The sequence below is a fragment of the Brevibacillus reuszeri genome (assembly GCF_001187725.1).
Lineage (GTDB): Bacteria > Bacillota > Bacilli > Brevibacillales > Brevibacillaceae > Brevibacillus > Brevibacillus reuszeri.
The window spans coordinates 1,746,449-1,765,046 of record NZ_LGIQ01000009.1 but is presented as its reverse complement, the minus strand read 5'-3'; the positions used below and the strand labels follow the sequence as shown (position 1 = coordinate 1,765,046).

The 18,598-nt window shown below is 49.9% G+C and carries 17 protein-coding genes; 1 reads left to right on the top strand and 16 read right to left on the bottom strand.

The features are described from left to right. Positions 1-32: 32 nt before the first annotated feature. A complete protein-coding gene (locus ADS79_RS22755; protein ID WP_049740630.1) occupies positions 33-1,127 on the bottom strand; it encodes a nitric oxide synthase oxygenase in 1,095 nt (364 codons plus the stop codon). 178 nt (positions 1,128-1,305) lie between these two features. Between ADS79_RS22755 and ADS79_RS22750 the strand changes: the two genes are divergently transcribed. Further along, entirely contained in the window at positions 1,306-1,683 is a 378-nt protein-coding gene (locus tag ADS79_RS22750) for a response regulator (protein ID WP_049740629.1), read from the top strand. Positions 1,684-1,809: 126 nt separating this feature from the next. Here ADS79_RS22750 and ADS79_RS22745 read toward each other — a convergent pair whose 3' ends face one another. From ADS79_RS22745 to ADS79_RS22675, 15 genes are all read right to left on the bottom strand, one after another. Continuing rightward, the gene (locus ADS79_RS22745) at positions 1,810-2,178 is read right to left on the bottom strand and encodes a response regulator (RefSeq protein WP_049740628.1); all 369 of its coding nucleotides are present in this window, start codon (positions 2,176-2,178) and stop codon (positions 1,810-1,812) included. After that, complete coding sequence (locus ADS79_RS22740; protein ID WP_049740627.1) at positions 2,171-3,892, bottom strand: hybrid sensor histidine kinase/response regulator; 1,722 nt, start codon at positions 3,890-3,892, stop codon at positions 2,171-2,173. The genes ADS79_RS22745 and ADS79_RS22740 overlap by 8 nt, the downstream gene beginning before the upstream one ends. Positions 3,893-3,896: 4 nt before the next feature. Continuing rightward, a complete protein-coding gene (locus ADS79_RS22735) occupies positions 3,897-4,427 on the bottom strand; it encodes a heme NO-binding domain-containing protein (protein WP_236700089.1) in 531 nt (176 codons plus the stop codon). A 5-nt stretch (positions 4,428-4,432) separates the two neighbouring features. After that, on the bottom strand, positions 4,433-5,506 hold the full coding sequence (locus ADS79_RS22730; protein ID WP_049740625.1) for an HD domain-containing phosphohydrolase: 1,074 nt from the start codon (positions 5,504-5,506) through the stop codon (positions 4,433-4,435). A gap of 200 nt (positions 5,507-5,706) precedes the next feature. Further along, a complete protein-coding gene (locus tag ADS79_RS22725; protein WP_049740624.1) occupies positions 5,707-7,758 on the bottom strand; it encodes an ATP-binding protein in 2,052 nt (683 codons plus the stop codon). A gap of 331 nt (positions 7,759-8,089) precedes the next feature. Next, positions 8,090-8,428 carry a cupin domain-containing protein gene (locus ADS79_RS22720; RefSeq protein WP_049740623.1) on the bottom strand — a complete coding sequence of 113 codons (339 nt, stop codon included), beginning with the start codon at positions 8,426-8,428 and terminating at the stop codon, positions 8,090-8,092. Positions 8,429-8,468: 40 nt separating this feature from the next. Next, positions 8,469-9,461 carry an ABC transporter ATP-binding protein gene (locus ADS79_RS22715; protein ID WP_276525294.1) on the bottom strand — a complete coding sequence of 331 codons (993 nt, stop codon included), beginning with the start codon at positions 9,459-9,461 and terminating at the stop codon, positions 8,469-8,471. Beyond that, a complete protein-coding gene (locus ADS79_RS22710) occupies positions 9,454-10,449 on the bottom strand; it encodes an ABC transporter ATP-binding protein (RefSeq protein WP_049740622.1) in 996 nt (331 codons plus the stop codon). The genes ADS79_RS22715 and ADS79_RS22710 overlap by 8 nt, the downstream gene beginning before the upstream one ends. A 13-nt stretch (positions 10,450-10,462) precedes the next feature. Next, positions 10,463-11,782, bottom strand: coding sequence for an aspartate aminotransferase family protein (locus ADS79_RS22705; RefSeq protein WP_049740621.1), 1,320 nt, complete (start codon positions 11,780-11,782; stop codon positions 10,463-10,465). 13 nt (positions 11,783-11,795) lie between these two features. Then, positions 11,796-12,983, bottom strand: a complete 1,188-nt coding sequence (locus ADS79_RS22700) for a hypothetical protein (protein ID WP_049740620.1) — start codon at positions 12,981-12,983, stop codon at positions 11,796-11,798. A gap of 6 nt (positions 12,984-12,989) precedes the next feature. Continuing rightward, the gene (locus ADS79_RS22695) at positions 12,990-13,925 is read right to left on the bottom strand and encodes a succinylglutamate desuccinylase/aspartoacylase family protein (protein ID WP_049740619.1); all 936 of its coding nucleotides are present in this window, start codon (positions 13,923-13,925) and stop codon (positions 12,990-12,992) included. 16 nt (positions 13,926-13,941) lie between these two features. After that, complete coding sequence (gene nikC / locus ADS79_RS22690) at positions 13,942-14,781, bottom strand: nickel transporter permease (RefSeq protein WP_049740618.1); 840 nt, start codon at positions 14,779-14,781, stop codon at positions 13,942-13,944. A gap of 12 nt (positions 14,782-14,793) precedes the next feature. Then, on the bottom strand, positions 14,794-15,777 hold the full coding sequence (locus ADS79_RS22685) for an ABC transporter permease (protein ID WP_049740617.1): 984 nt from the start codon (positions 15,775-15,777) through the stop codon (positions 14,794-14,796). A 54-nt stretch (positions 15,778-15,831) separates the two neighbouring features. Beyond that, entirely contained in the window at positions 15,832-17,448 is a 1,617-nt protein-coding gene (locus tag ADS79_RS22680; RefSeq protein ID WP_049740616.1) for an ABC transporter substrate-binding protein, read from the bottom strand. Positions 17,449-17,496: 48 nt separating this feature from the next. Continuing rightward, positions 17,497-18,594: a M24 family metallopeptidase gene (locus ADS79_RS22675; RefSeq protein ID WP_049740615.1), complete on the bottom strand. Its 1,098-nt coding sequence runs from the start codon at positions 18,592-18,594 to the stop codon at positions 17,497-17,499. Positions 18,595-18,598: the final 4 nt, after the last annotated feature.

The window sequence follows — 18,598 nt, the reverse complement described above, 5'->3', positions numbered from 1 at the left end:
AATGCTCGCAGCAATCGTTGTACTTTATTGATTTATTCCTTGAGACTCGGTCTTTCCTGGTAAAAGAAATTCGGTGTCTGCATCGTGTTGTCATAAGCACGATGAAAAATATGGGTAGCAGCTGGGGATACGGGAGGGATCAACCAGGTCCAATCGCCTGTAACCGCTCGCCCGCATTTCTCTTCCCGTTCTTCAAATCTCCTAAACTGCTGACTAGCCGTATGGTGATCAACAATAGAAACACCCTGCTCTTTAAAAGAGTGCAAAACCGCGACATTCAACTCCACCAGCGCCTTATCCCTCCATAGTGTTGCTTCCCTGCTGGTGTCGAGTCCCATGAGCTCGGCTACTCTTGGCAGCATATTATATCGCTGCTGGTCAGCCAGATTACGTGCACCTATCTCGGTTCCCATGTACCAGCCGTTAAAGGGCGCCGTTTTATAATGGATGCCCCCGATTTCCATGCGCATATCGGAGACGATCGGAACCCCGTACCATTTCAGCTCGAGATCAGCAAAGCCTGCGATCTCAGGATGAGTAATCGCGACCTCTGCTACCTGCTCGTGCGGGATTTCAAAAAACTTCGGTCTCTGTTCACCAATCTGGACAACAAGCGGCAGTACATCATAATTTGTTCTTGCCCCATGCCATCCCAGACTTTCACACAGCTTGGTCAGCTCGATAGACACAGGATCACCGATTACACCGTACTCCGTCTCATAGCCTGCATACCTGATCAACTGGTTGTTCCAGATTCGGATTTGCGGTTTTCCCTGTATCGTCGGAGCAAATACGGTAATCGTAGGGCGAATCTTTCCTCCATTGGTGGCGAATTCAATATGACGGAGAAGTGCCTGTGCTATCTGTTCTTCTGTTTCAGCCTGTCGTTCATCAAGTATCTGAAGCGATTCCCAAAAAAATCTACCAATGCATCGATTGCTGTTGCGCCAGGCCATTTTCGCACCGTGACGCAGCTCTTCAGCTGTGTGCTCATAATATCCTTGTGAGGCAATCAGCTCGCGCACTTCCTGCACACGCTGCTCTGTCTCATCTATCGACTTGTCTAATTCGCTATAGCATACGCGGATAAACTGCTCCGCATCTTTTAACAATTGATCATGCTCCATAGTACCCTCTTTTCCCGCCTAAAGGTGCCTCGCTATTTTCGTCGATGAACATATACCTTCATTATAAAATACTGAGTAGCTATTACCAATCTCCCAGACATTTGGTCACAGATTCTCCCCTTTTTGGACATAGTAGTGACATGGAAGCCTGCTAATGTATGGGAAAAGAGGTGATGCCATGAAGCTGTTACTGATTGAAGATGATCGTCATTTAGCGGAAACGATACGGGAAACGGTTCAAGACATGTTTGAAACCACCCAGGCATTCGATGGTCATGAAGGCCTGTTTCTCGCTTCGCAAAATATATTTGATGTCATTATCCTCGATATTATGCTGCCGCAGATGAACGGCTATGAGGTGCTGGAGCAGCTACGCGCCCAAAACATCACTACACCTGTCATCATGCTCACAGCCAAGGACGGGATTGACGACAAGATACATGGCTTCAAAAAAGGTGCCGAGAAGCGAATGCGGACAACATGCGCCCACCGCAAATGGGCGGAGCTCCAAATACAGGCAGTGCTCGTATCTCGACAGGTACCATCATCATGCTGATTACGACTTCGTGTCTACTCATCGAAGCGATCCTTTTTGTCATCTCATTCTCACGTCGCAGAGGATAAACAGAAAACAGGGAAGAGGCAGGTGCCACCTACGCACCTGCCTTTCTTCATGGTCATCCTATTCTTCTTTCAGGTGTTGCTGCAGCTTTTCCAGCAAGCGACTCCACTCTACCGGCTTCGTGTCAAAATCGTCACACCCCGCAGCCAGTGCTGTTTCCCGATCACTTGCCATGGCATGGGCAGTTAGCGCGATGATCGGAATATGCTTCGTCTGCGCGCATGCTTTTATCTGACGGGTCGCATCCCAGCCATCGAGGACGGGTAAGCTCAAATCCATCAGGATCAGATCGGGCAGCTCTTTTTTGGCTGCTTCCACCCCTTCTTGGCCATCGACTGCGAGCATGACCTCGTATCCCTTTCGTATCAAACGCCGTGAGAGCATGTCGCGGTTCATTTCGTTATCCTCTACAAGCAGTATCTTATGCATCCTTATCCTCTGTTATCGTATTTTTGTTCTCCTGGGAGGCGAGCATCAAAGCGCGGATTTCATGGAGCAGGGCTTCTCTTTCGAAGCTCCCTTTTTGTACAATTCTCTCCACGTAGCCATTGAGTCGCAATCGATCCTCAGTGGATATATTTTTAGCTGTGACGACCACAACGGGAATGGCGCGCCATTCTTCGCGTTTGCGCAGCTCAGTAACGAACTCAAAGCCATCCATATTCGGCATCATTAAATCCAGCAGAATCAATTGAGGAAGCGCATCTGCCACGCTATCCAAAGCAATCCGTCCATCCGCTGCACATTTGACCCGGTAGCCTTCTTTTTGGAGCATTTTCGCCATCATTTGACTGGTCGCATCATCATCCTCAATTACCAGCACAGTCTTGGTGTGGCGCTCCGGCAGATGCTTGTCCAAAACGGAAACAAGCTTGTTGCGATTGACAGGCTTTATCAAAAATTCAGATGCGCCCAAAGCATAGCCTAAATTCTTGTCATCGGTCATGGAAATCATGATTACCGGGATGTCCGCCAGCTCCGGATCGTTTTTTAGTGTAGTCAAAACGCTCCAACCATCCATACCCGGCATCAATACATCTAGTGAAATCAGGGTCGGTCGCAGCTCTCTTGCCAAGCGAATCCCTTCTTGCCCATTTGACGCAAGCACGACTGAACAATCTTCTTTGCGCAAGAAGCGCTGCATCAGCTGGAGCATGGTAGGGTCATCATCGATTACGAGTACGATTTGGCTCCCGGCCTGAACCTGCGCGGAGAGCTGGGTAGCAATGAGCAAAGCGTCGTCGGCTTGCTTGCTTTGGGTCGGCAGCCAAACAACAAATGCCGTCCCTTTGCCAAGCTCACTATCGACGGTAATGTTGCCCCCCATATACTGGCATAGCCTTTTACTGATCGCGAGGCCCAGCCCCGTGCCGCCAAATTTGCGCGTCGTTGACGAATCAGCTTGCTTGAATGCCAAGAAAATATGCTCGATTTGCTCTTGTGACATGCCAATTCCGGTATCGGTTACCGCTATACTAATTCCTGCCGTCCCTGCCTGGGCTTCATGTCTGACAGTCAGTGAGATCGTACCGTTTTGGGTAAATTTGCTCGCATTGCTCAAGAGATTGAATAAAATTTGTCTGAATTTCGTAATATCTGTTTCCAGCGTTCCTTGTGGATATTCCACTTGCAATTGATTGTGATTCAATTCCACTAAAGGAGAAACGGTAGCCAGCACCTCTTGGATCATCTCCGGAATGTCGACAGTTTCCAAATACAGCTCCATTTTTCCAGCCTCAATCTTGGAAAGATCAAGGATGTCATTGATGAGTGAAAGCAGATGCTTTCCAGCATGATGAATTTTCCCCAGGTCATCTGCAAAGCCCTGCTCATTCATGTCTTCCGCTTCTTCTTTCAGCATTTCACTATAGCCAAGAATCGCGTTTAATGGCGTGCGCAATTCATGGCTCATATTGGCTAGAAACTGGCTTTTGATTTGACTGGCCGCAACTGCTTCATCACGCGCGTTGGACAGCTCTGCCGTACGCTCCTTGACTAACTCCTCCAACTGATCATTCAATTTTCGCAGCTCTTGATTGACGTAAAAAATTTCCCGTGTCTTCTGTTCCGCAATGGCTTCCGCTTCCTTGCGCGCCTTTTTCTCACGCTCAAGCTGTCTGCGCAGAAGGTCTATTTCCTGCATCCTGTCACTTCCGTTCTGAGAGGATAAACCGGGCGGCTGTTCCTTCCTCCAGGTCTTCCCGCCGCAAAGCGATCTCCTCCCCGTAATGTTGGATACATCCCATAATCAATCCCTCTGCCAAGTCGGCAAAAGGTCGCGATGAACGATACGTCATAATCAGCGTACCTGGCTCGGATGTGTCATAGCTAAATCGAGGCAGCTCGGCCTCTGGATACAGCTTGTTTACTTCCACGTGAATATACTTGTCGACCCTCAGCAAAAATGCAAAGACCGTACTATTTTCCGCTGCAAAAGCCGGATGGCTCTCCATCAGGTGCACAAACAAATACTCGCCAAAGCTTCGCACTAGATCAGAAGCAGGAATCCCTGTCTGTTCACTCAGTTTGACCACCAGTTGAATCATCTCATGGTGATCATACGTTCCAAGTGTCGTATAGCTGCCCCCGGATGCCAAATCAGCTGAGCGTATAATCGTATCGGCCACCCGTAATGAAAACTTGTTTTCGACCATTTCGAGAAAAGTAGTAAAAATCATTCCCTTCACCGTTGTAACGCCCTTTCCTCCTCCGCAGTCGAAAACTGCTCATCTTCCCCCACAATCTCAAGGAAAACGTCCACGATCATCGGATCAAAATGTGCTCCACGTTGCTTTTTAATTTCCGCAATTGCCTCCTGGCGCGTCCAGGCGCGTTTATAGGGTCGCTCATTCGTCAGAGCGTCGTAGAAATCTGCCAAGGCGACAATCCTGCCCGCCAATGGAATTTCTTCTCCCTTGAGTCCATTTGGATATCCAGTCCCGTCCCACTTCTCGTGGTGGGTTATTGCGATCGTCTGCGCCAGCTGCAACACAGAAAACTGGCTTCCTTCCAAAATGCTCGCACCAATAGTCGTGTGCTCCTTCATTCTCAGGAATTCTTCAGGAGTAAATCTGCCTGGCTTCAGCAAAATTTCATCAGGGATGCCGATTTTTCCGATATCATGCAGCGGGGTTGCCCGATTAATCAATCTCACTTCCTGTGGTGGCAAGCCCAGCGCGATTGCGATTTCTTCTGCCATCTGCGCTACACGCACCGTATGCTGACCCGTATCATCATCACGAAACTCGGATGTGCGAGCGAGCAGCTGCAGAATTTCATTCTTGGCTTTCTCAAGCTCCGTAGTTCGCTCCTGCACACGCTGCTCCAAGCGCTGATTTTGATCCTGCAGCTGAATATTGTAAAATCGGGTTCGCAGACAGTTGTTGATTCGAAGCACCACTTCCGTTTTATCAAGCGGCTTCGTCAAAAAGTCATTTGCTCCCAGATGAAGTGCTTCTTTCTTGGCTTCCTGCGTCACATCAGCCGTAAGCACCAGAATTGGCAAGTAATCTCCCTCTGGTTTGAGCTCCTGCAATCGCTTCAAAAGGGTGAATCCATCCATCTCGGGCATATGTAAATCAATCAGGATAATATCTGGCTTTAGCTCGTCATACAGCTGTTCCATCTGCTTCGGGTCAGTCGTGCAGTGCAAATGCGTATATCCCGCACGTCTTAAAATGCGTTCCAGCAAACTAAGATTGTATTCCTGGTCATCCACAATCAGAAAGGTCGCGTTTGCTCTCCAAACTTCATTCATGTCTCATCCTCATCCCATCTTGGTCTCTATCTTGTGAACTAGGATGCTAGTCTATTAGACGCATGTTAGACATAACCAAATGCTGCCACTTTCACGTTTCTCGCTCTGATTATAAGCGATTCCCGGGACTTCTTACACAGATTTTTCCTCATAAAAAAAAGAGACCCCTGTCACAGGTCTCTCCCCGTATTTAGTCTTGCTTAACTATCTGTATCTGTCATATTTCTCAAAACTTCTGTAACATTAGCGACTGCGCTGTTCAAATGTCGATAAAAGGTCGCTCTGCTCATGTTGCATGAACGAGCAGCGGCAATCGGATTATCGAGATGAATCAGATAAGCAGCATTTAGCAAATCACGGTCTTTACTCGACAATAAGACCGATTCCTTGGATAAAAGGGAAATGATTTTATCCGATAAATCCGCTACATTTTCTATGTCATGAAAAACGGGTACAAAAGCTTGCAGCTCAGCCGGTTCATGTAAGGAGGATAAGAGCTTGCGGACCATTTTATGATCCAATTTGCTAGATGGCTTTGGCTTTTCGGAGAAATAGGACAGGATCCATTCTCCAAACTGTCCATGGCGGAAATCGAGCTCCAAAATATCTGCCTGCGCGTAGGACGTATCACAATCACTTGTTCTTGTTGGTCGGATCAGAAAACCTAACTGCTGCAAAAATACTTTTAAATCGGAGTTGGTTGCCACCAGCATGACTCTCGCTCCTTCTCCAATGAGTGACAGGCGATCGAGCGTGAGAAGCCCGACCAGCTCCTCTCTGCTGAATCCGGGAAGCTGATTGGTAGCCGCCCCGAGCACTGCATAATACGAATCTGCCTGGTCGTGTTCACACAGCAACTCATCTGGCTCATAGCATTCCGCCATTTCTGCCGGAAAATATTTGATCATAAATTCGCTTGTTTCTTTATGGATGAGTAACCCAATGAACATTCCAATAGGGAGTCCATCTACTCCACGCAGGACGGCAATGCTCTCTGGAAAGCGAACAGCCAATTCACTTAGAAATGCATGGTAGTTCTCACTCTGCCATGAATCTACACTGTACTCGCACCATTGACGTAATATCTCGTGCAGCACGGGCAAATCTTCCTCGGCACGAATCGATTCCAGAGGGGAGATTAGAGAGTCAACCGACAAATCAGCGTATAGTCGATGAAGGGGAAAAGAATCCTTGCTAAGCTGCAGCATCTGAGAGGTGATGATTCTCTTATTTTCCGGCTTCGCCTGTTGTAATTGCTCATATAAAATCGACGCGGCTCTCGCTCGCAGCAGATGCAAGCGCTGCGGCTCACGCTGCCGGAAATCACGCAGCAGATGCATCCGGGCCAGATCGTGCAGAGACAACCCTTCTGGTGTAGAACGGACAAAGGACTTTCCCTTCAGCTGCTGATAGTCCGCTAATGTTACGGTCTCATCCAAAACAAGCGATAGGATCTCCTGATTGGCATACTGCAAAACGACAAGCACATCAACGAGTGGCTGCAGCTTCGCAAGCGTCAGTTCGCGCAGGATATGGGCGCTTATCGTTTGGGAAACAATCTGCTTATCCTCCTCTGATAAGCGTTTTTGCTGAATCAGCGCTTCAACGGACAATGCCAGAGCTAGCGGGTGTCCGTCAGTCGAATGAGCCAGTTCTCTTGCCATGTCCTTTTGAATAGAACCTGCCGATAAAATGTAGTCAGTCGCTTCTTGATGGGAAAAATGGACGAGCGGCAGCTCTTGTAGATGCTTTCCCCACTGAGAGTGAGTTTTCCATGCCGTAGATAAGACAGATCGTGATGCTAGAATCACTAAAATGCCGGTAGATTGCAGCTTGGGCAAGAAAGCTTCGAGCAGCCAGCCTTCCAATAGGGAGAGGTTATCAAAATTGTCAATGCATAGCACGATCCGTTGCTGCGGACTTGTCTGCAAAAGAGGTTCGAGCGGATGAGAGTAGGTCCGATCCCAAAATTCCAGGGAGACGGCTGCTGATATATATTCGAGAAAACCAACTGGCGTCTGCGCGCAAGAGCGTCCGTCCAGCCACAAGCCTCTGGCACTTCGTTGTCTTGCGCTATGCAGCATTTCTGCAAGCAAGCTGCTTTTTCCGATCCCGCCGATCCCCGTTACGGAGAATATGCGCAATGGAGCCTCAGGGTTATCTAACCACTCATTCAGTGAATCGCGTTCTTTTATTCTGCCGACGAATAGCTTCCTGTTTCCCCCTGACCGAACCTCTTGTGTCGGATTCATCTATTTCCACCATTTTCATTTAATTTTGTCTCGTCTGAATAATTGTATCATTTCCTGATTTATCTGTACGTAGAAACATTGAGACAAAGATGAGACTACGCTGAGACTCTCGATCTATTAGAAGTATAAGCGGATAGTGGGCAGATTTCTGTAACCGTCGTTACAATCAGTAAAATCGTTTTCGGATGAGGTTCTAAACACAGTTCCCTGAGCCTGGAACAAATCCGCCCACACATAGCAAAAAGTGGCCCGCAAAAGGCCACTTCTCCACATACTACAAGTTGCTCCCTTCCATACTCCCAAGGAAACAAACAAGGTTCTATTTCGATTTCTATGAACGTTTGACTAGCGCCCAAACCAATACGCAATCTCCCTCGCCATCGTTATAGACGGCGTGCGCTTCTCCCGCTGGTATGAGCGTCGAGTCTCCGGCATGAATGCGATGCACGGTTTCTCCAATGGTTGTAAGCATCGTGCCTTTGATCAGGATCGAATACTCGTCTTCATCATGTGGCGCGAGCCCAGAGACGGGAATTCGGGAGCCTGGAGGGATGGTTACGATGCCAAAACGAGTCTTGCCGCCAACAATGATGTCAAAGGGCAGCATCGTTTTGAGCACGACATCTGGTACAGCTTCTGCCTGCACTTCCTGTCCACGAGCGATCAACATACACAGCACTCCTTCTTTTCTCCTGACAATTGTCCTTACTCTATGTGTACAAATGACAAGCTACCAGCTGGCCATCAGCTGCCTTTTTGAGTACGGGTATCTCTGTTTTGCAAATCTCCATGCAGCTTGAGCAGCGGGTGTGGAACGTGCAGCCTGTTGGCGGCTTTGCAGGACTTGGTACGTCTCCGCGCAAAATGATCCTCTCCCGCTTCTCTCCATCTACCTCTGGCACAGCAGACATCAGCGCTTGTGTGTATGGATGCATAGGCGTTTCAAACAGCTTCTCCTTCTCCGCAAGCTCAACAATTCTGCCCAAATACATCACAGCTACCCGATCCGAGATATGACGCACCACCGATAAATCATGGGAAATAAACATGTAGGTGAGCTTGTACTGCTCCTGCAAATCCTGCAAAAGATTGATGACCTGTGCCTGAATGGAAATATCCAGGGCAGATACTGGCTCGTCAGCAATGATTAGCTGCGGCTGTAGAACGAGTGCGCGTGCAATCCCGATGCGCTGCCGCTGTCCACCGGAAAATTCATGCGGATACCGCTTGGCGTAGCTCGGATTTAGCCCTACGTTGCCCAGCAGCTCCAGTACCCGGTCGCGTTGCTCCCCCCGCGAGCCCATGCCATAAACCAGCATCGGTTCCATCAACGTGCGCTCAATCGTCCAGCGCGGATGCAGCGAAGCGTACGGGTCCTGAAAGATCATTTGCATGTCCCGGCGAACACCTCGCAGCTCGCCTTTCGACAGGGACGTCAGCTCCTTTCCAGCAAAACGAATCGAGCCCTCGGTCTCCTGCAATAGCCGAATCACCAACCGAGCTGTTGTCGATTTGCCACAGCCTGACTCCCCGACAATACCGAGCGTTTCCCCTCTCGATACCGAAAAGCTGACGCCATCGACTGCCTTAACCGTACCAACAGTGGAGGAGAATACTCCCTTTTTTATGGGATAGTGCTTTTTCAGTCCATTTACCTCAAGCAAGATGTCATTTTCCATTGTCGCTTTTGGCTGATCATGCATGTTTTTCTCCTCCTTCCTCAACGACGAGCCAGCAAGCGGCCTGTGAAGCTGGTCCTGCGGCAAACAGTCCCGGCAACTCCTGATGGCAGCGATCTGTTGCATGCGCGCAGCGATCCACAAAGCGGCAGCCCTTGCCCCATTGCAACGGAGGAGGTACCTGTCCCGGGATATAATTCAGGCGATGATTTGTCTTCGCATTTTTAGGCAGAGAGGCCAGTAGCCCCTGCGTGTATGGATGTTGGGGATTGTCCAGGATTTCGCGCACTGGCCCCTTTTCCACAATCATCCCAGCGTACATGACGATGACTTGATCGCACACCTCAGATACGACGCCCAAATCATGGGTGATCAGCATCATCGACATGTTGTGCTTGTGCTGCAGCTCTTTCATCAGCTCGAGAATTTGAGCCTGAATCGTCACATCCAGTGCTGTTGTCGGTTCATCGGCGATCAGCAGCTCCGGATCGCAAGCCATCGCCATTGCGATCATGACACGCTGCCGCATGCCCCCGGAGAGCTGATGGGGGTAATCTGTGATGATCTCCTCCGCGCGGGGAATCCCCACCATTTTCAACAGCTCTACCGTGCGCGCCTTACGCTCCGCTTTCCCCAGCTTCGTATGAATTTTCAATGCTTCCATGATTTGATTGCCGACGGTATACACCGGATTGAGCGATGTCATCGGCTCCTGAAAAATCATCGAAATCCGGTTTCCGCGAATTTCACGCAGCTCCTTTTTACCGAGGGAGAGCAGGTCCTTGCCCTTGAACAGAATCCGTCCGCCGCTCACCTGACCTGGCGGCTTGATCAGTCCCATGATGGAGAGGGACGTGACACTTTTGCCACATCCCGACTCGCCGACCACACCAATCGTCTCGCCCTGTCCGATTGCAAAGGATACCCCATCTATGGCATGAAACGATTGCCCCTGCGAACGGAAGGTGGTTCTCAGGTCCCTGACTTCCAAAACAGGTTGTTGGCGCTCCATAGTCCTCCCCCTTTTACTTCGCTGCTTTTGCGATCGCTACTTGCTCCAGGCTCTCGTCCATATCCGCTACAAACTGTTCCAGTATCGCATCGTCATGTGCCATCGAAATGGCATGATGCAAGAGATAGTTTGGCAGGCAGTATACTTGCTTGCTGCTCAAATGATTGATGAAACGAGCATAGTCTGTTTTATCAGACGCTTGTGCCTCCCGGTAGTTGGCAATGGACTCATTGGTAAAGTACCAGTGGAAGTGCCCTCCGCGTCCCTGCATTCTCGCCGCTACCCCGTGCTTTTGCGCCAAGCGATCAAATTCACTGATTAACTGCGCAGTCCGTGCCTGCAGTGTATCAAATACGCGTTTTTCCTTGTACAGCTCCATGAATGCCATGGAAGCAGCCAGTGATACTTGATGCCCATTGTAAGTTCCGATAAAAGAGCAGGTTCCTTTTCCTGGAGTGACGGTTTCAAAGATTTTGGCTTTTCCTGCGACGGCTGCCAGCATGTACCCGTTGGCAATCGCTTTTCCGAACGTAGCCAAGTCAGGAACGACCCCATAATGCTGCTGTGCTCCACCCTCGCTGTCGCGGAAGCCCGTCAGCAGCTCATCAAAGACAAGCACGATATTCAGTTGGTCACACAAGCGACGCAGCCCTTGCAGATATTCTTTTTTCGCCGGAATATATCCAATATCAATCATCGTTGGCTCAATGATCAGAGCCGCAATCCGGTGCTGGTTGGCTGTCAGGAGCTTTTCAGCTGCCTCCAGGTCATTGAATGGAAGAACCAGCGTAGTTTCTACGATTTCTTTCATTAATCCGCTTGTACCTGGCAATGAATTCGGAGCAGAATGATCTCCAGCTTTGGTCATGTCTGGCCACGTGCTGACGTACACTGCGTCATGCCAACCGTTATAAGCGCCCTCGATGACTGCCACATGCGGTTTTCCTGTATAGGTGCGCGCCATCGTCATCGTGTGCATGGTCGCTTCTGTGCCTGTGTTCGTGTAGCGTACCTGCTCCGCTGTTTTCACGAGTGAGAGGAAGGTTTCCGCTGCTTTTACGCTTAGCTCGGTTTCCAATCCCGTCACGATGCCACTTGTCATATAGGAAGCCATGCGCTCATTGAAATCTTTATCGTTATGCCCGAGGATGACAGCGCCATTGCCCATGACTACATCGAGATAACGGTTGTTGTCGAGATCCCAGATATAGGCTCCATCGCCTTTTTTATAATAGAGCGGGTGCGGAGAACGAAAACGGGAGTTGGAATGAACACCGCCAGGTACCGACCGGTTTGCTGTTTCGTATAATTCCTTTGATTTTGTGAAATCCATGTTGACCACCTCTTTAGCCATATTGTTTTACTGTGTCAGCCGACAGCATGCTTTTATATAGGAATTGATAGAATTGGTTATGCTCGCTTGGAGCCAGTCGGCTGTATGCTTCGTATACTGCTTCATTGCCACGCCAGTAGCTGTAGATGAAGGGTGCTCGTAGAGAATGAGTAACAAAGCGCAGACGAGAAGCTATCCAGTTGTCCTCACCAAAAGCGAACTCTTTCAGATAGCGACCTGCCTCCTCGGTACTCTTGCCCTCGGCGTGAATCATATGGGCCGCATTCATTCCTGAAATAGAGCGTATTTGTTGATAGATTTCATAAATATGATCATCGACAGAGTAGCCCCAGCTAATAAAGCGCATGCCGTTGTCTGCGATTCCTTCGAATACAGAGCTGGAGGCGGTATTGGTGATGACGAGTCCGGCATCCAGCGGCAGCTCGCCTGCTTTTACCCCAAGCTCGCGAATGTACATATGTGTGGTATGGCCCGGGAAGCACTCATGCGTGACGAGGTGTTTGAGTCCCTCATACGTATAGGCCAGATCGCCATTGAGATACATCTTGCCGTTTACGTAGTCGCAGTAGGCATTGTAAGGCACGCCATATACGATTTCAGGCGTCACTTCTACATCTGCCATTTGCGGAAACATCCGCTCTGCTACGAGCGCCCTTGCTGTCGCCAGCATTTCTCGCAAGACCGAATCGAGTTCTTTTGTCGGAACTCGTCGATCTGCCTCCCATGCCGCTACCTTTTGCTCTAGCGTGCCTTGGTAACCACGCTGTGACAACGCTTTGTCCAGACGCTCATGCAGCGTTTTTTGCTCTATACTCGTCACGGGGTTTTCATTTACATGCAAGAAGCCTCGCACTTTTTCCCTGAAGGGGATGTCCACACCCGCGCACCAGTTTGCCAGCGCTTCGAGCGAGCCAATCTGCTGCTGCATGTAATTGCGGCGCACCTCGTCAGTGATTTTGGCATAATCGACAAGCAGCCCACGCAAATCCTCGCGCACCTCACTCCAGCTCGTATAGGAATGAGGAGTGACATCCGTCAAATTAATCGGCACAAGTCCCTCTCGATCAAAGGAAGCCTCGTTCGTTGCGCCATTTCCATTTCGATACAGATTGTCCATCCCCAGAACGATACGGCAGTAGGTTTCGGACAACTGCATATCCCGCTCATCTCGCAAAGTCACGTAGGTTTACGCCTCCTCGGCTGTATCGAGATTTCCAATCATGAAGCCGTAGTCGCCCGGATTTACCTTGTGCAGATTGCCGCGCATCAGAATCACCAGATTGCGCTCAAAAGGAGTATGAATGACTTCCAGCTCCTCAAAGGTTTGCGGATTGTATGTGCGAGACAATACTTGCTTGCCCTCGATCACAGAGCCTACAGCACTGAAATCGAAGCCTGGCACCAAAAGTCCGCCTTGTGTCGGACGAATGATCTCGATTTCGGTCATGACGACTTGCTTCGGTGCAGGTACGACTTCACCTGGCAGCATTTTCAGATGACGCATGCAGTTGAAAATCCCTTCTACACCGCGCTCTACGGCATGCTCGTAGTTAGGACCTCCACCTACCTCTACGGTCACGCTTGGTATGCCTTTTGCCGATGTGTACGTAGCTGTTGTTCCTTCGTATGGATGAGCCGGACGGTACAGAACCGGGAAGTTAAAGGCACGAGACAATGCTTCATCATTTTGAATGTACACATAATCAACAATTGGCAAAGCACCACCAGCATGCAGATCAATATAGGCATCGATTTTATCGAGGAAATTGGTCACGATCGCATGTGCGATTTGATCAGTCACCCAGCCTTCTGGATCGCCAGGGAATACACGATTGAGGTTGTTCATGTCCAGCGGCGTGTTGCGTGTCAACGATTCGAATGCGAGCGGATTGGCTACCGGCATGATCAAAACTGTACCGGACAGCTCTTCTTCATTCAGACGATCATAGACACGGCGCAGGATTTCAGCGCCAATGATTTCATCACCGTGAATGACAGCTGACAAACCGAGGACTGGTCCTTCTTGCTTTCCATAGATGGTATGCAGCGGCAGTGTTACTTTGGCTCCGTTGGACAGGTGAGTAACCGGGATTTCGTTGTATTCGCGTTTTGCTTGGTTCATGGGTAAAACCTCCTCATTATTTTCGTTTCAATTTGGTATCTGTCAGGTCACGGATGCCATCGCCTAAGAGATTGAAGCCGAGCACCGTGAGCATGATCGCCACACCTGGATAAATGGAGAGGTGAGGCGCATCCTGCAAAAATTTCATGCCAAATGCCAAGGTCCAGCCCCAGCTTGATTCAGGTGGTTGTATTCCGAGTCCCAAAAAGCTGAGTGTCGCTTCTGCCACAATCGCCTGACCAAGTCCCAGCGTCGCAACGACGATGATCGGCGCCAAGCAGTTGGGCAAAATGTTGTACACGATGATGCGAAAATCGCTGGAGCCGATGGTACGTGCAGCCTGGACATACTCTTCCTCCTTGATGGAGAGGACCGTAGCCCGCACGAGCCTCGCGTAGCTCGTCCAATAGACCAGAGCAAGCGCGATAATTACATTTTCTATTCCTGGACCAAGCGCTGCGACAAAGGCAATGGCAAGCAGCAGTACCGGAAAGGACAAGACGATATCGACAAAGCGCATGATCACAGTATCAATCCAGCCGCCATAGTAGCCAGAAATCAATCCGAGCGTCACGCCGATGACCAGCGCCAGACTGACAGAGACAATCCCTACCTCCAGCGAGACCCGCGCCCCATACAAAATACGCGTGTACAGATCGCGCCCAAACTGATCGGTTCCCAGCAAATGACCGCCTTCCAGCGGATCAAGCAATCTCTCTCTAACATTCATTTCATAGGGGTCATGCGTGGATAACAGTGGTGCGAGAATCGCCGCCACCACAACGGCAAGCACGATGATTCCCCCAATCAACACAGCCTTGCTTTTGGCTGCGGTGCGAAGCAGATTGACGTTCATCAGCCTCCCTCCTTATCTCTGCTGTATCTTGGGGTTGACGACAGCGTACAGAATATCGACGATCAGATTGGTGAGCGCAAACAGGAAGGCGATAATAAAGACACTGCCCTGCACCACCGGAAAATCGCGCTGGCTGATCGCTGTAATCACCAGTCGACCAATACCTGGCCAAGCAAAGACCGTCTCCGTAACGATCGCGCCACCCAGCAGATTGCCAAACTGGAGTCCGACAATCGTAATAACTGGAATCAGCGCGTTGCGAAACGCATGCTTGACGATCACCATGAATCCGCTTACACCTTTTGCCTCAGCCGTTCGCACATAATCCTCTTTGAGTACCTCCAGCATCGTAGAGCGAACCATCCGGGTAATCAGCGCTGCGCTCATGACCCCGAGCGTCAGGGCCGGCAGGAATAGACTGCGGATGCTTTGGATCAGATCGTAGATGTTTCCTGTCGTAATCGCTGTCCATAATGCTTCGGTAAGAGGCTCGCCACGCCCAAAGGAAGGGAACCAGCCAAGATTCACAGATAATCCGATGATGAGCAGCATCCCCATCCAGAAAACCGGAATCGACACACCCAGCTGAGCGAAAAACATGCTGATGTAATCGACCCAGGAAAACTGCTTTACCGCAGACAAGATCCCAAGCGGAATGGCAATGACGAGTGCGATGATCATCGCAAGAAATGCCAGCTCCAGAGTGGCAGGAAGATGCTTCGCAATCAGTGACAAAACAGATTCATTCTGGAAAATGGAATGACCCAGGTCACCCATCGCCACGTTTTTCAAAAAGGTAAAAAGTTGAACGTACAGTGGCTCATTTAAACCCATCAGGTTGCGCAGCCGCTCAATCTCACTCTGGCTGGCATCCTGTCCAAGCAGCACCATCGCCGGATCGCCCGGAATCATGTGCAGGAGGAAAAAGACAATGATGGAGATACCAATGACAACCGGCACCATTTGGAACAATCGTTTTATGAGATACGTGACCAAAAGGATCGCTCCTTACGCTGTAAGTGAAGCGGGGGAGAAAATCTCCCCAGCCACTTATTTATTCACTTCCACATCTTTGAGGTTGTACAGGCTACCTTTCGGGTGTTCCTTGAAGCCAGTGAGCTTGTTGGAGTGCATCGCTACATAGCCCTGATACAAAACAACATCGTAGGCTACTTCTTCCGTAACCGTTTTTGCTATTTCCTGATAAATCTTGGCACGCTCTGCCTGATCCAGTGAAGCGCGTCCTTTATCCAGAAGCTCGTCAACCTTTGGATTGTTGTACTTGCCGTAGTTATTTTCACTTTGAGACTGGAATTGTCCATACATCGCACGATCAGGATCAACCAGGCTGAGCCAGCCGAGCAGTGCGATATCAAATTTTTGCGACATCATGTTTGCGGAGAATGTCGGCCACTCTGTTGTGGAAACCTTCGCGTCTACTCCCGCCTTGGCGAACTCATTTTGCAGGAACTCTACGGTTTGAATCCGGTTCGGGTCTTCTGTATGCGTAGACAAGGTTACGGTCAGCTTTTGGCCATCCTTGTCCAGGAAGCCATCGTTGTTGGTATCCTTCCAGCCCGCTTCATCAAACAGTCTTTTTGCTTCAACTGGATCATAGGAGAAGCCTTTGATGCTCGGATCAAATGCCCAGGATGGAGGAATCAACGGCGTTTCGCCCGGTTTATCCATTCCTGCGTAGAGACTTTCGGAAATCAGCTTTTTGTCTACCAGATGGGCGAAGGCTTGGCGTACTCTTACATCAGACAGAATCGGATTGGTCGTGTTGTAGTTGAGGTAAGTAAAGCCCAGTCCTTCTGTTTCGATCACGGTAAAGTTGTTATTGTTTTTGATTTTGGTGATGTCCTGTGGCGAGAGCGGCGAATGAACGAGATCGACATCGCCTGCTTCCAGGGCGGATACGCGTGTCGTATTGTCCGGAATGATGAAATAGGTCAGCTTTTTGGTTTTGGCAGGGCCTCCCCAGTACTGCTCATTTGCTTCAAATGCGATCTTGCTGTTTTTGTCCCATTTCACCATTTTGTAAGGACCGGTTCCCACGGGATTGAAAGAAAAGGCTTGCGGGTCCTTCTCCGCCAGATGCTTTGGAACGATGCCCAGATCGAGGTAGCTCAGCAGCGGACCATATGGCTGCTTCAGCGTAAATTTGACAGTGGAATCGTCAATCACATCTACGCTGGCGATCGGTGCATACAGCTTTGCATACGGTGCCTTGAAGTTCGGGTCAAGCAGCGAATCATAGGTGAATTTCACATCTTGTGCGGTAAAAGGCGTACCATCATGGAACGTTACACCCTTGCGCAGTGTGAACACCCATGTAGTCGGGTCTGGATTCTCCCATTTCTCAGCCAAGGAAGGCAGCGCTTCCATCTTGTCGGAGAGGCGAATCAAGCCATCGAAGACAAGATCGGTCACGCGAGCCGCTGTAGTATCGCGGGAGAGTCTTGGGTCCATCGTTCCGGCGTCTACATCCAGACCGACCTTCAACTCATCCGACTTGGCTGCTTGCTCGCCTTTACCCTCTGTAGTCGTTTGCGGCGTACCCGCTTGGGAGCTGCTGTTCTCTGGTGCTTTGTAGCTGCATCCAGTCATCGCTGCTGTCACTAAAAAAGCAATCGAAACCAATGCACATAAGCCTTTCTTTTTCATCTCATGAGATCCCCTTTCTAAATGGACAATCTATTTCTCTGTTGCTTGTTACCCCTCGCGAATGTCGATGTAGCTAATTTCTTTCGGGCTTTGCGTCAGTATCTCGCAGCCACCCTCTGTCACTACGACGATATCCTCAATGCGGACTCCGAACTCGTCCGGCAAATAAATCCCTGGCTCGATGCTAAACACCATCCCCGCTTGCATTTCATCCTCGTTGTTCTGATGCAAGAACGGTCCTTCGTGCAGTTCCAGCCCCAAGCCATGGCCTGTTCGGTGCGTGAAAAAGCGATCGTAGCTGACTTTGGCAAATTCGCTTCGAATCATGCGGTCCACGTCTGCGAACCTGACTCCCGGCCTGATCATCGCAATCGCCTTTTCCTGTGCAGCGCGTACGATTTTGTAAATTTCCTCAAAGCGTTGGTTCGGCTTGCCGTAGTAAAGCGTTCGGGTAATGTCGGAGCAGTAGCTATGGTAAATCCCTCCCATATCGATCACGACCGCCTGCTCTGGTATCAGGCTGGTCATGCCGATCTCATGGTGAGGATTAGCACTGTTTTTCCCGAAGCCGATAATTGGCTGAAAGGATAGATCATGCACCGAATGCTCCCCGAAAAAGCTGCGGATCGTCTCAGCCATTTCGCGCTCGGTTGCCGGATAATACTGCAGCTCGACCACCTGGTGCATGACCGCATCGGCTATACGCGCGGATTGACGCAGGATATTGATCTCGCACTCATCCTTGATTTCGCGCAGCTTTTCTACCACGTAGCTTTTGATTGGCTGAAGATCGGTACGGATGCGCAGCAGATCAATCAAATAGGAGCTAGACCAGCTTTGGTCAATTCCAATTTCCCCGCTCGTTCCCACATGCTCCGCCAAAAGAGTGACGGGATCGTTTTCATCTGACCAGAGAACGACCTCAATCTCTTCCGGCAAAGCGAGTTGACCTGCGAACATTTGGTGGATAAACAGCTTCGGCTTGTTCTCCCCGTCAAAATAAAGACAGCTGAGTCTCTCTCCCGTGGAGATGTGTTGACCAGTAAGGTAGTACAAATTCGCTGTGGAACTGACGAGTAATCGGCTCATCCGCTCTGACTGCATGGACAGGATGCAACGTTGAAGTCGTCCTGTGAAGGGTTTCATAAAG

Coding starts and splice junctions, on each gene's coding strand:
- ADS79_RS22745 (WP_049740628.1), bottom strand. CDS start 2,178: ATGCATAAGATACTGCTTGTAGAGGATAACGAAATGAACCGCGACATG.
- ADS79_RS22705 (WP_049740621.1), bottom strand. CDS start 11,782: ATGGATTTCACAAAATCAAAGGAATTATACGAAACAGCAAACCGGTCG.
- ADS79_RS22680 (WP_049740616.1), bottom strand. CDS start 17,448: ATGAAAAAGAAAGGCTTATGTGCATTGGTTTCGATTGCTTTTTTAGTG.
- ADS79_RS22720 (WP_049740623.1), bottom strand. CDS start 8,428: ATGTTGATCGCTCGTGGACAGGAAGTGCAGGCAGAAGCTGTACCAGAT.
- ADS79_RS22755 (WP_049740630.1), bottom strand. CDS start 1,127: ATGGAGCATGATCAATTGTTAAAAGATGCGGAGCAGTTTATCCGCGTA.
- ADS79_RS22725 (WP_049740624.1), bottom strand. CDS start 7,758: ATGAATCCGACACAAGAGGTTCGGTCAGGGGGAAACAGGAAGCTATTC.
- ADS79_RS22730 (WP_049740625.1), bottom strand. CDS start 5,506: ATGAATGAAGTTTGGAGAGCAAACGCGACCTTTCTGATTGTGGATGAC.
- ADS79_RS22710 (WP_049740622.1), bottom strand. CDS start 10,449: ATGGAGCGCCAACAACCTGTTTTGGAAGTCAGGGACCTGAGAACCACC.
- ADS79_RS22750 (WP_049740629.1), top strand. CDS start 1,306: ATGAAGCTGTTACTGATTGAAGATGATCGTCATTTAGCGGAAACGATA.
- ADS79_RS22740 (WP_049740627.1), bottom strand. CDS start 3,892: ATGCAGGAAATAGACCTTCTGCGCAGACAGCTTGAGCGTGAGAAAAAG.
- nikC (WP_049740618.1), bottom strand. CDS start 14,781: ATGAACGTCAATCTGCTTCGCACCGCAGCCAAAAGCAAGGCTGTGTTG.
- ADS79_RS22715 (WP_276525294.1), bottom strand. CDS start 9,461: ATGCATGATCAGCCAAAAGCGACAATGGAAAATGACATCTTGCTTGAG.
- ADS79_RS22735 (WP_236700089.1), bottom strand. CDS start 4,427: ATGATTTTTACTACTTTTCTCGAAATGGTCGAAAACAAGTTTTCATTA.
- ADS79_RS22695 (WP_049740619.1), bottom strand. CDS start 13,925: ATGAACCAAGCAAAACGCGAATACAACGAAATCCCGGTTACTCACCTG.
- ADS79_RS22675 (WP_049740615.1), bottom strand. CDS start 18,594: ATGAAACCCTTCACAGGACGACTTCAACGTTGCATCCTGTCCATGCAG.